At 37.1% G+C, this 15,257-nt stretch carries 12 protein-coding genes; 9 read left to right on the top strand and 3 right to left on the bottom strand.

From position 1 onward, the window contains the following. Window positions 1-13: 13 nt before the first annotated feature. The 7 genes from nuoI (at window position 14) to BMW37_RS04475 (ending at window position 7,152) form a co-directional block, all read left to right on the top strand. Window positions 14-556, top strand: a complete 543-nt coding sequence (nuoI, locus tag BMW37_RS04445; RefSeq protein ID WP_093318108.1) for an NADH-quinone oxidoreductase subunit NuoI — start codon at window positions 14-16, stop codon at window positions 554-556. A 63-nt stretch (window positions 557-619) separates the two neighbouring features. Next, window positions 620-1,189 (top strand): NADH-quinone oxidoreductase subunit J, encoded by a 570-nt coding sequence (nuoJ, locus tag BMW37_RS04450; protein WP_093318109.1) that lies wholly within the window; start codon window positions 620-622, stop codon window positions 1,187-1,189. Beyond that, the gene (nuoK, locus tag BMW37_RS04455; protein WP_093318112.1) at window positions 1,189-1,503 is read left to right on the top strand and encodes an NADH-quinone oxidoreductase subunit NuoK; all 315 of its coding nucleotides are present in this window, start codon (window positions 1,189-1,191) and stop codon (window positions 1,501-1,503) included. Before nuoJ ends, nuoK begins: the two co-directional genes overlap by 1 nt. Further along, window positions 1,500-3,338, top strand: a complete 1,839-nt coding sequence (nuoL, locus tag BMW37_RS04460) for an NADH-quinone oxidoreductase subunit L (RefSeq protein ID WP_093318115.1) — start codon at window positions 1,500-1,502, stop codon at window positions 3,336-3,338. Before nuoK ends, nuoL begins: the two co-directional genes overlap by 4 nt. 47 nt (window positions 3,339-3,385) lie before the next feature. Continuing rightward, the gene (gene nuoM, locus BMW37_RS04465; protein WP_093318117.1) at window positions 3,386-4,918 is read left to right on the top strand and encodes an NADH-quinone oxidoreductase subunit M; all 1,533 of its coding nucleotides are present in this window, start codon (window positions 3,386-3,388) and stop codon (window positions 4,916-4,918) included. 6 nt (window positions 4,919-4,924) lie between these two features. Continuing rightward, a complete protein-coding gene (gene nuoN / locus BMW37_RS04470) occupies window positions 4,925-6,415 on the top strand; it encodes an NADH-quinone oxidoreductase subunit NuoN (protein ID WP_093318119.1) in 1,491 nt (496 codons plus the stop codon). 509 nt (window positions 6,416-6,924) lie between these two features. After that, complete coding sequence (locus BMW37_RS04475) at window positions 6,925-7,152, top strand: YdgH/BhsA/McbA family protein (RefSeq protein ID WP_177168577.1); 228 nt, start codon at window positions 6,925-6,927, stop codon at window positions 7,150-7,152. 227 nt (window positions 7,153-7,379) lie between these two features. On the opposite strand, the gene sstT is transcribed toward BMW37_RS04475, so the two are convergent. Then, window positions 7,380-8,579, bottom strand: a complete 1,200-nt coding sequence (gene sstT, locus BMW37_RS04480; RefSeq protein WP_093318125.1) for a serine/threonine transporter SstT — start codon at window positions 8,577-8,579, stop codon at window positions 7,380-7,382. A 413-nt stretch (window positions 8,580-8,992) separates the two neighbouring features. Continuing rightward, window positions 8,993-11,887: an autotransporter domain-containing protein gene (locus BMW37_RS04485; protein ID WP_093318127.1), complete on the bottom strand. Its 2,895-nt coding sequence runs from the start codon at window positions 11,885-11,887 to the stop codon at window positions 8,993-8,995. A gap of 322 nt (window positions 11,888-12,209) precedes the next feature. Between BMW37_RS04485 and BMW37_RS04490 the strand changes: the two genes are divergently transcribed. Then, the gene (locus BMW37_RS04490) at window positions 12,210-13,271 is read left to right on the top strand and encodes a hypothetical protein (protein WP_093318129.1); all 1,062 of its coding nucleotides are present in this window, start codon (window positions 12,210-12,212) and stop codon (window positions 13,269-13,271) included. A 46-nt stretch (window positions 13,272-13,317) separates the two neighbouring features. Further along, the gene (locus BMW37_RS04495; protein ID WP_093318130.1) at window positions 13,318-14,184 is read left to right on the top strand and encodes a hypothetical protein; all 867 of its coding nucleotides are present in this window, start codon (window positions 13,318-13,320) and stop codon (window positions 14,182-14,184) included. Between the two features lie 114 nt (window positions 14,185-14,298). Here the strand turns inward: BMW37_RS04495 and BMW37_RS04500 are convergent, their stop codons facing one another. Next, window positions 14,299-15,192, bottom strand: a complete 894-nt coding sequence (locus BMW37_RS04500; RefSeq protein WP_093318132.1) for a hypothetical protein — start codon at window positions 15,190-15,192, stop codon at window positions 14,299-14,301. Window positions 15,193-15,257: the final 65 nt, after the last annotated feature.

Below are 15,257 nucleotides of genomic sequence, written 5' to 3' on the forward strand. Positions count from 1 at the left end.
TTGAGGTAAAACCATGACGTTGACAGAATTAGCGGTTGGTTTCTACACTCAACTGCGTAGCATATCAATGATAGGCTTAAAAACCTTCGCGAAACGTGAAACAAAGATGTACCCAGAAGAACCAGTCAATCCACCACCAAGATTTCGTGGTCGAATTGTTTTGACGCGTGATCCAGATGGAGATGAGCGCTGCGTTGCTTGTAATCTTTGTGCAGTTGCGTGCCCTGTAGGGTGCATATCTCTACAAAAATCAGAAAGAGAAGATGGCCGCTGGTACCCTGAATTTTTCAGAATTAACTTCTCACGCTGTATTTTTTGTGGTCTATGCGAAGAAGCATGTCCAACCACAGCAATACAGCTCACACCTGATTTTGAATTAGGTGAATTTAAACGCCAAGACCTAGTCTATGAAAAAGAAGATCTTTTAATTTCAGGGCCAGGTAAATACCATGAATATAACTTCTACCGTATGTCTGGTATGGCTGTAGAGGGTAAAGCTAAAGGTGAAGCTGAAAATGAAGCTAAACCGATTGATGTAAAAGGTTTATTACCATAATACATCGCTATATTTGCTTATCCATAAAACAGTTTTAATTGATTTATTCAGAGGAAAAGACGAATGCAAATCGCTTTCTATTTATCTGGTGTTATCGCGATACTCGCGACATTAAGAACCATAACGCATACAAATCCAATCCATGCGTTATTGTACTTTGTCGTATCTCTGCTTGCGGTAGCCTGTATGTTTTTTACATTAGGTGCTTATTTTGCAGGGGCACTTGAAGTTATCGTTTATGCTGGCGCAATCATGGTTCTATTTGTTTTCGTAATGATGATGCTAAATTTAGGTCAAAGTGTTGAAGATCAGGAACGAGCTTGGTTAAAACCTTCTGTCTGGATGGGGCCTGCAATTTTATCTGCAATTTTATTTTCAGTATTGCTCTTTGGCATACTTGGCTTACAAAATATTGACACGATTACAGCTGTTAATCCTATCAGTGCTAAGGAAGTCGGAATCAGTTTATTTAGCACCTACGTGCTTGGTGTAGAGTTAGCTTCAATGATGCTACTGGCTGGATTGGTGGTAGCATTCCATATTGGTCGTGACAATAAACCTTCTGAATTGACTTTACATGGTGAAACTATTGTTGATGAAATTACTCGTCGTAACCAAGAGGAGCATTCTTAATGTTTAGTGGCACGATTCCTGTTGAACACGGTTTAATCATTGCAGCCATCTTATTTGTCTTAGGATTAACTGGTCTATTGATTCGACGAAACTATATTTTTATGCTTATCAGTTTAGAAATCATGATAAATGCTGCAGGTTTAGCGTTTATTGTTGGTGGCGCTGCACATGGTTCTGCTGATGGACAAGTTATGTACATATTCCTTATCACGTTAGCTGCGGCTGAAGCGAGTATTGGTTTAGCTCTATTACTCCAACTTTATCGCCGTCGCCATACCCTTAATATAGATACAGTAAGTGAGATGCGCGGATGAGTATATTATTTCTAACAATTTTATTCCCTCTGATCGGGTTTTTAATTCTAAGCTTTTCTAGCGGCCGATTGAGTGAAAATGGTGCTGCTACAATCGGAATAGGTTCGGTTGGTCTTGCTGCACTCGTCACTCTATTTGTCGGGTTTGGCTACCTAACAAATACCCCTGATAGTGCAGAAACCATACATCTTTGGACATGGATGCAAGCTGGTCAATTTAAGATACCCGTATCTTTAACCTTAGATGGTTTATCACTTACCATGTTAAGTGTTGTGACAGGTGTTGGTTTTTTAATTCATATTTATGCATCGTATTACATGCGTGGGGAAGAAGGATATTCTCGCTTCTTTGCTTATACCAATCTGTTTATTGCTAGCATGGTAATTTTAGTGCTTGCCGAGAACATGGTGCTGCTCTATCTTGGCTGGGAAGGCGTTGGACTTTGTAGCTACTTATTGATTGGATTCTATTTTAAAAATCCTGCTAATGGTGCTGCTGCAATGAAGGCATTTATCGTCACCCGTGTCGGTGATGTACTTTTAGCATTTGGTTTATTTATCCTCTTTCGTGAAGCCGGTACGCTTAATATGCGTGAATTGGCACAAATTATCCCTGTGAGTTTAGCAGCAGGTTCACCAGAAATTACCTGGGCGACGTTAATGCTGTTAGGTGGTGCGGTGGGTAAATCAGCTCAATTACCACTTCAAACTTGGCTAGCTGATGCAATGGCAGGTCCGACACCCGTTTCTGCATTAATCCATGCAGCAACCATGGTGACTGCTGGAGTCTACTTAATTGCTCGTAATCATGTTTTATTTTTACATGCGCCAGAAGTGTTACACCTAGTTGGTGTGGTTGGTGCTATAACGTTAGTTATGGCTGGATTTGCTGCACTAGTCCAAACAGATATCAAACGCGTACTTGCTTATTCAACAATGAGTCAAATAGGGTATATGTTTTTAGCATTAGGCGTTCAAGCATGGGACGCGGCAATCTTCCACTTAATGACTCATGCATTTTTCAAGGCCCTGCTCTTCTTAGCGTCAGGTTCTGTGATACTCGCATGTCATCATGAACAAAATATCATGAAAATGGGTGGTCTAAGACGTAAAATACCTCTAGTCTATGCAAGTTTCTTAGTTGGTGGTGGCGCACTTTCTGCCCTACCACTTATTACCTCAGGCTTCTTCAGTAAGGATGAGATATTATGGGGTGCTTATGTTAACGGAAATAATATACTGATGTATGCAGGCCTTTTCGGTGCCTTGTTAACTTCTATTTATACCTTCAGGATGATTATCCTTACTTTCCATGGCGAAGAAAAAACACACGCACATGAACTAAAAGGTATCACTCACCATTTACCTTTAGCTGTCTTAATTGTTTTATCTACTGCAATCGGTGCATTGATTCCTCAGCCATTGCATTCTGTATTGCCTGCAATAAAAGACATTGGCGAAAGTAAACTATTTTTGGAAATTGCCTCAGGAATTGTTGCAATAGTAGGGGTTGCTATAGCTTTTGCTCTCTATCAAGGTAATCAAAAACTGGTCAATTCCATTAAAAATAGTGCAATCGGTAAATTATTAGGAAAATTATGGTTTCATGCTTGGGGCTTTGATTGTGTTTATCACTGGCTATTGGTTAAACCTTATTTATTAATTGCAAAATTAATATCAAATGATCCCGTTAATAGCGCACTAGATTCAACTACCTTTGCCTTTAAATTAGGGAACAAAGGTTTATTATTGACCGCTAATGGTCAAACTCGTTGGTATATATCGACTATTGTCATTGGTGCAGTGATTTTACTCGTATTGCTGTTTTGGTTATAACGTTCGCGTTATGCATTTTTATTAATTAACAAGGAATATAAAACGCCATGCTACTACTTTGGCTTATTCTTATCCCTTTCATCGGTGGCCTGTTATGTTGGCTAATCGAGATATTAGGTGGGCGTTCTCCACGTTGGATGGCGCTTTTATCGATGGGTGCAACGCTTGCGATTTCACTTTATCTTTGGACACAGGGCACATACAGCTTATCGCCTGCTGAAAGTGGTACAAGTTGGCCATATGAACCTTTCAAGGTTCAATGGATACCAGCGCTAGGTATTTCACTCTATTTAGCAATTGATGGCTTGTCACTGCTAATGGTCGTATTAACGAGCTTGCTCGGTATAATGGCCATTTTATGTTCATGGAAAGAGATAAAGCATTATGTAGGATTTTTCCATCTTAATTTGCTTTGGATTCTAGGTGCAGTAATCGGTGTTTTCCTAGCAATGGACTTGTTCTTGTTCTTTGTATTCTGGGAATTAATGCTCGTACCAATGTATTTCTTGATTGCATTATGGGGACATAAAGCAGCAACAGGTCGCTCTAGAATCTCAGCAGCAACAAAATTCTTCATCTACACACAAGCAAGTGGTTTACTGATGCTAATCGCTATTTTAGCATTAGTATTTATTAACTTTAAAAACACAGGTGTGTATAGCTTTGCCTATGAAGATTTGCTAAATGTGACAATGAGTGAAACCACTCAATTTATCATTATGCTCGGATTTTTCATCGCGTTTGCTGTTAAGATGCCAGTTGTGCCATTACATGGGTGGTTACCTGATGCCCATAGTCAAGCACCAACAGCAGGATCTGTTGACTTAGCTGGGATATTACTTAAAACAGCTGCGTATGGTTTATTGCGTTTTTGCTTACCGTTCTTTCCAGAAGCCTCAATTACTTTTGCGCCTGTCGTGATGGTGCTAGGTTTAATTGGTATTTTCTACGGCGCATGGATGGCATTTGCACAAACCGATATAAAACGTTTAATTGCCTACACTAGTATTTCACACATGGGATTTGTTCTTATAGCTATCTATACAGGCAACCAAGTCGCCTATCAAGGTGTAGTCATTCAGATGGTTGCTCATGGTTTATCAGCTGCTGCGTTATTTATCATATGTGGACAAATTTATGAGCGCTTACATACCCGTGACATGCGTGAAATGGGTGGGCTATGGTCAAGAATTAAATGGATTCCAGCTCTCACTCTAGCATTTGCTGCAGCAAATCTAGGCATGCCTGGTACAGGTAACTTTGTTGGTGAGTTTATGATACTAATCGGAAGCTTTAGTGTTGCGCCTACTATTATTGTTATAGCCACATTCGCTTTAGTCTTTGCCTCAGTTTACTCTTTGATTATGGTTCAAAGAGCATTCTATGGACCGGTTAAAAGTGAAACACCTCTTGAAGGCATGAATAAACGTGAAATGTCTATTATACTGACTTTATTAGTTTTACTTATTTTATTAGGTGTCTATCCAAATCCGATTTTAGAAACTTCTAGCGGAGCGATGACACACGTCCAGCAGATTTTTACTACTGCTGCATCTTCTTTAACAACAATAAGGCCGTAATTAGCGATGACATCTTCTAATCAATTGCAGCTGCAAGATCTAATTGCAATTTTGCCATTATTAATCGTCGGATTAACTGTGGTAATTGTCATGTTAGGAATTGCATGGCGACGTAATCATTTTGTTAATGCTACGCTTACCGTAATCGGTCTTAATGTAGCGTTAGTTTCGATTCTATTTTTATATAATTCTGAACCTAGCTCAGTTACGCCAATGCTAAAAGCAGACAACTATGCCTACTTATTTAGCGCTATGGTGATACTAGCTAGCCTTGCGACCTGTACATTTGCTTATCCATGGTTATCAACTTACCCTGAAAACCGAGATGAGTTTTATTTACTGATTGCAATTGCAACATTAGGTGGCATCGTACTTGCTTATGCTCAACATTTTGCTTCGTTTTTTATCGGCGTAGAGCTTTTAACTTTGCCACTATTTGGCTTAATAGGGTATACCTATAACCTCAAACGCTCTCTTGAAGCGTCAATTAAATATCTAATTTTGTCTGCTTCAGCATCAGCCTTCTTACTATTTGGTATGGCGCTAATTTTTGCACAGTTAGGTCGATTAGATTTTGCATCTGTTGGACTTGCGATCAAAACATTTGCAACATCAGGAGATTTAAGCTCACATGCTATCTTGTTAGCAGGGCTTGGCATGATGATAGTTGGAATAGGGTTTAAATTATCAATTGTGCCATTTCATTTATGGACACCAGATGTATACCAAGGTAGCCCTGCACCTGTCACGACTTTCCTTGCAACAGCAAGTAAAATTGCCACATTAGCAGTCGTGCTGAGATTCTTTAGTTATGGTGTTGGTGATGCTCAAATCAATTCATTGAATATTGCATTAATGCTGCTTGGGATCGCCTCGATACTATTTGGTAATATCATGGCGCTTTACCAAAATAATATCAAACGGATGCTAGGTTTCTCATCAATCGCTCATTTAGGCTACTTAATTGTCGTACTGATTGTCTCTAATGATAAACAATTGGCGGTGGAAGCAACTGTTATTTATTCCGTAGGCTATCTGTTTAGTAGTATCGCTGCCTTTGGTGTAGTCAGCCTAATGTCATCCCCATATAAAGGAGATGACAGTGACGAGCTTTTCTCATATCGTGGCTTATTTTGGTATCGCCCATTCTTAGCAGCAGTACTCACTACCGCCCTACTCTCTTTAGCAGGCATTCCATTGACTGTTGGGTTTATAGGTAAATTCTATGTGATAAAACTAGCAGTAATAAATGAAATGTGGTGGTTAACAGCAGCTATGGTTATTGGTAGTGCAACAGGCATCTATTACTATCTACGTACAATGGTCAGCTTATACCTACGCCCACCTTCAAATACGACCTTAAAACGCCAAAGCACAGAAAACTGGGCAACAACAGCTGGAGGTATTATTGTATTAGGTGCTGGTTTATTAGTGGTATTCTTTGGATTGTATCCAGTACCTATTATTAATTTAGTAACTGGTAGCTTTTTAAATTAATTGATCATTTACCACTGTAATAAAAAAGGCGCTCTGCGCCTTTTTTATTACTCAGAAAAACACATATCTCTTTTTTTCATCAACTCACTAGAATTCCTATCTTACTTCCATCACAACAAATTACAACAAAACAAACACTCAAATAGATCAACTCAAATCATATTCAATTTCAAAAAGAGGTGCCAAATACAGTCTTTAGCATGCTAATACCATTTACTAGGATTGATAAGGCAACAAAACCTTCGTGGTAATGTACGAATAAGAAAATCAATATTAAATTAATTTCAAGAACTCTGACTAAATCATTATATCGCTCAATTTTTATGAATAGCCCTATCTAATAACTTAGATTTTAAGTTATTAGATAGATGGTTATGATAAAGACACTCTTGAAATATCAAGGGAAATGCGAAGCTCAAAAGTGCTCTTAATTAAGTACATTTAGGCAATGATATTAATATAATTTAAGAGATGTGTAGGATATGAATTTTTTTAAAATAGGTTTAGTAATGGCTTTAACATTTATGTTTTCATCTGTATGGGCAGCTGAACTTGTAGAAGTACAAAATGGGCAAAGAATTGGCTCTATCGTGGAATCATCGCATAATGGCATTGAAGAAGGACTTGCAAGAATTGCTATTCAAGCAGATGAAATGGGTGGAAAGTCATACAGAATTACAGGAATTAATGACAATGAAAATGGCAGTTTTAATATTTTTGCAGAGGTTTATAGATAAATACTAGGATCCAAGCTAGTATGCCTCCTAAAATCTATTTTTAGGGAATGAATTGACGGCTACACTAATAATATCTTCAAAGTGGCACATAAAGAATATAACATGAAGCGTTTGAAAATTAATTGTTAATTTTCTTTTGATAAAAAAGCGTACTAAATAAGAGTACAATTTTTAGGATAAAACACGATGTATCTCACCAGCATAATCGGTGAGATACATGATAACAACTAACTGTGGCGTTTATCTATTGCAGCTGTAAATAATACGTCTGTAGAGCTATTTAATGCGGTTTCTGCAGAATCTTGAATGACACTGATAATATATCCTACTGCGACAACTTGGAAAGCAATTTCATCGTTAATCCCGAACAATCCGCATGCTAAAGGAATCAATAATAAAGAGCCACCTGCTACGCCTGATGCTCCGCATGCTGAGAGCGTTGCAACAATACTCAATATAATAGCGGTGACCATATCAACTTCAATACCCATTGTATTTACTGCTGCTAATGTTAGTACTGTTATTGTAATTGCTGCGCCGGCCATATTAATAGTCGCACCTAACGGGATAGTTACCGAGTATATATCCTCTTTAAGATTTAATTTCTTAGCTAATGCCATATTCACTGGAATATTAGCAGCACTTGAACGGGTAAAAAATGCTGTTAACCCACTTTCACGAAGGCAAGTAAAGACTAATGGGTATGGATTTTGTCTTGTTGTCAAAAATACTATAATTGGATTAACCAAAAAGGCGATAAAGGCCATTGATCCCAGTAACACGGCTAATAACTTGCCATACTCAGCAAACGCTTTAAACCCTGTTGTGGAAATGGTCGCGGCAACCAAACCAAAAATTCCTATCGGAGCTAAACGAATTACGACTTTAATGATAGAAGAAATGCTATCACTTAAATCGCTAAATACTGCTTTCGTTGTATCTGATGAACGAATAAGCGTTAACCCTAATGCTATACCCCAAAGTAAGATTCCAATATAGTTTGCTTCTAAAAGTGCATTAACTGGATTATCAAATAATTTAAAGAGTAAATCCTTTAAGACTTCAACTACACCTTGAGGAGCTGCAGTTGCCACACCATCTGTAGGTAAGGTTAGTGTAACAGGGAATAGAAAACTTGCCACTATTGCAGTCACTGCAGCAGAAAACGTCCCTAACAAATAAAGTATGATGATGCCTCTAAATGATTTTGTTTGCTCACCAGTACTTTTGTGATTTGCGATAGCAGAAGCGACTAAAATAAACACGAGTACTGGCGCAACTGACTTTAATGCTCTAACAAATAATTCACCTAAAATTGAAATAGGACCCGCTACATCTGGTAAGTAACGACCTACAACCACACCTAAAATGATACCAATTGATATTTGAAATATCAGATTATTCCAAATAGTTCCTTTGTTCTGCATGATGATTCCTTTTGAGATATATGAACAAACGCTCATTAATAAATTTAATTTATTGATTGAATATGCTAACTAAAAGCATATAGCTTACCGAAATATACTATACATTTATTGACAATACCTACGTTACCAAAAATAGCTATATCTGTTAAGTATTAATTTTTTTGACCAATCACTTAGCCGTAAATTAGCTAAAAGTCAGAGTAATAGTATAAAATTCATACCAAATGGCATTTTTAATATACACCTTACTGTAATTAAGTTTCATTCTATATAAGGCCGCATAGATTCGTATAAATCTGTCTATAATCTTTAAATAGAATAAATGAATAGCAATTAACCCAACTTTTAAGCTGACAAAAAAGCCCACCTAATAAGATGGGCTTTAATTTTATGAAACGACTAAATAGTGACTATTAGAATGTCCAGCGTAAATCAACTTTAGCTGCATTTTCGTTACGGCTGCTACCAAACTCACCATTATAGTTGAGACCTAATTTTAGTGAATCACCTACATCAACAACTGTACCTGCTCCAACTATCATGGCATTTTCATCCATTTCAATCCCACGAGTTTGGAAACTTGCCCCATTACCAATCAGTGTCATATCTGAATAAGACTCTGTATCTCCCATATTATGACGCCATGCTAAAGTTGCATTCACATTACCGGTCGCTGTTCCTACTTGGAAGTTATTAGACACCCTTGTTCCGACTTTAGATGAAACAACATCTTGCCCTTCACGTCTAGACCTTAGCCCACTTGATAATTCACTTTCAGAAATGTCACCAATACTATACTTGTGATATGCAAGATTCAAGAATGGTTCAACATGTGACTGCTTGCTTAATGGGTATTGATACCCTACTTCAGTTGCTAATGAAATTGAATCAACATCGTATTTAGCACTCAGTACCTCTTCGAAATTAGCAAAAGCAACGGCACGTTTAGTTTCAACTTTATTCTGTTGATAGTTAAACCCGCTCATCCAGTTCACTTTAGCGTTACCAAGGTCATAAACCGTACCTCCATACATTGCTAAGTTCATTGTGCGCGTATCAGCATGACCTGGTTGTCCATGCATTTCTAGATTACCATTATCATAACCGACTGATGCTCCAAGACGGAATGTACCCATATGGATATCACCACCAAATGTCACACCTGAAGTTCTAATGTCAGCAGAGGCCGCAAGCTCACCTGATAGGTCTTGCTTAGCTGTATGAAAATCAATCCATAATGGCCACTCATCCTCAGGTGTATCAGACATTAAATTGTAACGAGTCTTCTCAAATTCATAATCTAACGATGTTAATGCCTTATTTTTCATAGCTGTTGTTGCTGTAGGGTGAATTTCACCTGCAATTAGCATCGATGCGGTACCTAGCAATTGCTCCCTTTGTGTTGGGGTCAATAAATCAAAATCAATAGCACGCGGCACTGGATTATTGCCATAAATGATTTGACGGATTGCTTTACTTAAATTATCTTCAGATGCCCAACCTGAAATGGTCATAGTATCAGTAGTTCTAACTACAGATTGGAGTTCATTCCAGACTCTGCTAGCATTAGAGTTTATAGCAGCTTGAATATCAATATCTTTTATTTCCGGTGTTTGTCCACCACCATTATCACCGCCGTCCTCACCGCCACTATCTTTAGTATCATCTCTCTGTAGAGAGATATTTACATTTCCATCTTGATAGGTTACATTTAAATCAGTGTACCAGAATCCGTCTTGTTCGAGTTCATTAAACTCGCCTTCAAGTTCAGTTGCGGCAATAATGTTAAATGACAATGCTTCACCTAACGCAAATGCTCTAGATTCAATGATTTCATCTATTGGATATAAAGCTAAATTAGCACCTGTTAAGAAAGCTTTACCGTCAATATTGAGCTTATCATTTTTACTTGATTCATTACCACTTAGCCTAAATTTAACAGTTGAGTTATCATTCAAAACTAAATCACCTGACAGAGTAGTTTCAACTGGAGTAGGATCATAGCCATCTGGGATTATATAAGCACCATCACTTTTAGTAATGAAGGACTCTGAGAATTGTAAAGTATTAGCACCCATTCCTGTGAATGTTAAACCACTTATAGTGCCACTTTTTAGAATTGTCAAAGTACTCGCACTATTATCAGTATGAATTGCACCTTGAATATCGGAACCTTCTCCTAAAACTAATTTATTATTACCATTTTTTAACCATATTGCATAACCATCTAAAGCTGCAGCAGCAGGATTATTTGCTTTTAAATAATCTGAAGGTCCAATATTATTAGTTCCAAGTACTGCTCCATCATCTGTAGACCTAATACCTGCTACACCTGCTTTAATTATACCCGTATTGTATAAGGTGATATTCTCACCTACAATAGCTGAGCCACCAGCTCCTGCACTGGCATATTTACCAAATACAATATTAGCACCTTCAGTTGCTCGTCTACCACCCGCTGCCCCTCCTTCTCCTTGCCCACCATTACCCACTTGAAATGTGAACGTATTAGCTTCTAAAGAAAGACCTTCAGCAATAGCATCAGCAATACTTTTACAGGCAGTTGGGCAACCATTCGCTTTTAAAATTGCAACAACATTACCTTGACCACCCTGTCCTCCTTCGATTGTACCTGTGTTTTCAATAACTGTGTTTGTTGCTATTAATCCAGCACCGCCACCACCACCACTAGCTCCCATACCACCGGCACCACCTTTAATGTTACCATTATTAACAAGATTAGATTGTGTGACTAAACCAGCACCAGCACCACCACCACCACCACGTAAAATTGCATTATTTCCCAAATAGGTACCATTAGGGTCAGTAAAAACTAAGCCACTTGCAACACCACCAGCTCCGCCGATAATAGTTTTACCATTGTCTATGGTAATTGAATCTGTAGCATTGAAACCAGTTCCGCCGCCACCAGCTCCACCGTTAGTGCCAATTGTACTTGCACCATTCCCACCTGCTAAAACATCACTGATATATACTAAATCAGATTGCCCACCTGCCCCACCAACATTACCTTTAACACCACCTATGGCGGCATTTTGTGCAACTCCACCATCACCACCAGCTCCGCCTAGTACACCTACCGAACCAGGTCCAAGGTTAATATCAAAGTGACCACCACCAAATCCACCGTTTCCACCTGCTGCTACATTAGCAGAAGTAAGACCTATTGCTGATATGATTGCTAATTTGACCAAATTATTTCTTCCTGAACAGCTTTTTGCCAACTCTGATACCACTTGGGTTAGTCCTGATTGTTGATTTCTAATGACACGATAGATTTTATTCATACTTAATTCCTCTTTTTTACCAATGGAAAATAATTTATTCTTAACCTGTTAAAAAATGACTATTGATTTTAAAAAAATAATACTGAGTCAATTCCCCTAACTTTTTTTATTCCGATTGCCTATACAGTAATTATGTAGAATGGAATTTATACTAAATATAAAATTAATTATGTGAGCTACATCTCGTTATTAGAATAAATAATTCCTTACAATGAATGCAAGTTCGAATAAACATTTTAATAAACCTTTTATGACAAACTTCAAATCGTTTATACACATCCAGGACTAAACCTGAATTGCAAGAATTAATAGGAGAGAATTTATGAAAAAACATGCACTGTTAAGCGCTGCGTTAGCTGCAGCAATGACAATTTCATTTCAAGCCTCAGCTTGGAAACCTAGTGCTTTTTTTGTTGTTGAAAATGAATCGGAGCATGACAATCCAACATGGGATCATAATTCAGGAACAAGCCTCACAACAGGAATAGTGGGTGGTACTATAGAAGAGGGCAATTGGTTATTTTCAGGTTCATATGGACAATCATATCAATCTGCCAAAAGAGCTTACAAAAAGAATCAAAATAATTTATTTGTGACTTATCTTAATACATACCAAGGACCTTGGGGTGGACAGGATAGTGATTTTTCATTAAAGGTTGGATATCGAGGTGAAAATCATAGCAGAGCGCCTGCGAGTAATAACGCTCTAAATGCAGCATCATTAAAAACTGATCTCATTTCTAATGAACAGCGCAATGAATATTGGATTGTTCCGACTGCAAACTATAAATTTAGTAGAAATTTTAGAATTCATGGTCAATACACTTATCGTTACATTGATAGACAGTTAACCTATTTAAAGCGCTTTGAACAACCTAAATATTTTTCTGAAACAATTAATACTAGTAGCGATATCCAAAGTGGTTATGCAGGATTCAGGTATACCTTTGAAAAAGGTGTTACTGATTTCACTAGAAATTTTATTGAGGTTAACTATTATTTTACAACTGAGAATTTAAAAAACACCTTGTATAATGATGAGCATTTTATATGGGTTAGAGGATATGTTCCGTATAAAGTAAACGGATACATAGGTGGTATCTCTCCATATGTATACTGGGACTTTAAAGAAGCTAATCGTGATTATTATAATTCATATGGAACATTATTAAGATCTGAAGAAGCATCTAGACCTCGTTATGGAATGCGATTAAGTCAAAATCTACCTAGTGGTTGGTCCATTGCCTTTGATGGTTATTATAGTCCTCGCAAACATACTGTCACTTATGATTTTGATCCAAAATATACAGGAAATGTTATCGGTGAAGATAATGTTGATATTAATTTCCTATACGGTGCATTAGAACTAACTAAACGTTTTTAATAGAAAAAACTTTATATTCAATTTTTAATATAGGTAACATATAAATATGCTAAAGAAAACACTCAAACTTACCTTAATTGTAAGTACTATCACATTATTAGTTGCATGTGGTTCAGGTGGTGGGACTAGAATCGTAAATTACTTAGATACAAGTAGTGCTGAATTGAAACATATAGGTGGATTAATTTTCCGTAATGAAACAGGTGGTAAAAAAGACAACCTTGCTTTTTGGAATAAAAATGAAGAGTTTCCATCATTGGGAATAGGCCATTTTATTTGGTATCCTGAAAGCTTTGAACCACTTTTTCCAGATTCTTTTCCAGGATTAATTGCTTTTTATAAGGAACAAGGTATTGAACCACCAGCTGTTTTAACCTCGCGTTATTCTGCTTGGCCAACTCGTGAAGAATTTGAAGCTGCACGTTCTCGTGGTGAACTAAAAGAAGTGATTAATTTCTTAGACTCTACGAAAGGTGTTCAAGTTCAATACATTGCACTTCGTCTAAAAGACGCCTTACCTAAAATGATGGCGGCATCCGACAACCCAGATCATGTTGAGCAGCAATTTAACCGTATTATGAATTCGCCAAATGGCTTATATCCTTTGATTGACTATGTAAACTTTAAAGGAGAAGGCGTAAAAACTGTTCCAGAATACAATAATGTAGGTTGGGGGCTAAGACAGGTGCTAGAAGGTATGTCTGGCTCAGATACAGGTAAAAAAGCATTTGAAGATTTTGCCCGTAGCTGCGCAAATATCCTAACAGTCAGGGTTGAAAATCAGCCTAGCGGTAAGTCAGAACAGTCATTCTTACCTGGCTGGATTAATCGTTGTAAAACTTATGTATCAGATACATCAGGTGGCGACACTGAGCAAAATGAGTCAGAATCCTCTGTCAACACATCAGTATAATTTATTGTAATATACAAACCCGCTTTACGCGGGTTTGTATATTACAACATCCTAACTTTATATTTTTAACAGCCTTTATAATTCGAAAAATAATTAGACTAACAGAATACTGTATCAAATTAATTGACCATTAAATATCACATTTGCAGCTAGTGTTTTAGTAGCGACTTGATATTCTTCTATTAAGTTATCATGCTCAATTGTCAATTTCATGATATCTTCAACGTAGTTTCGTTTATTAGCAAAATTATCACCATATCCTATTCCACCTATATGAAACCAGATATTATCAATAACCTGTATATTAACTGCTTCTCTATTTGGTAACTCTAATGTCGCGATTTTATTATTGGCATACTCTTTAGGGTTGAGTTGAGTCGGTCGATAAAGTGATTCATAATTATAGCCGCCTGTATCTAGTGCGATTTGGAAGTGATACATAAAATCAATTTTTTTATTTTCCATATTACGCCTATCAAAAAAAGTATAACCAGCCCACGTTTGCCACGTTTCTCTTCCGCCACCATATAATAAGCCATAAAAGGGCTTGTTCTGGAGTGCGGGTTTAATTGTGAAATCAGCTAAAGGTATTAGGTCATGATCGATAAACCCAAAATAATCAGGTTTTTTGAGCTGTATGAATTGCGCATAAATCCAATTCATAGCCAAAGCATGTGAACGATTTGGATGTTTAACTTTATTTCTAGGTAGTCTGTAGTAAAAAATACCTAGAGTAATGCAGTGTTGCTTAATTTCATTAGCTTGATCTTCATTTTTTGAATTATCAAAAATAAGCAATTCAATGTCCTGACAATGTTTCTGAATTTGGGTTATTTGCCATTTTGTCACACTTGGATTTTGAAATGTAATACTGATAACTGGGACCTTGTTTGGATCAAGCTTTAACTGTTCAAATTGCTTACGAGTTTTTTCGTCGGACTTATTGTATAAATTACTTAACAACTGATTTCTTAGGTATTTAATTTTATATTTTAATGCATGAAACATATCTATAATCCATCTTATTTTCAACTTGATGATTAAATTTCATCATACTAAATTAATAAAACCTA

Source organism: Thorsellia anophelis DSM 18579 (genome assembly GCF_900111395.1).
Lineage (GTDB): Bacteria > Pseudomonadota > Gammaproteobacteria > Enterobacterales > Thorselliaceae > Thorsellia > Thorsellia anophelis.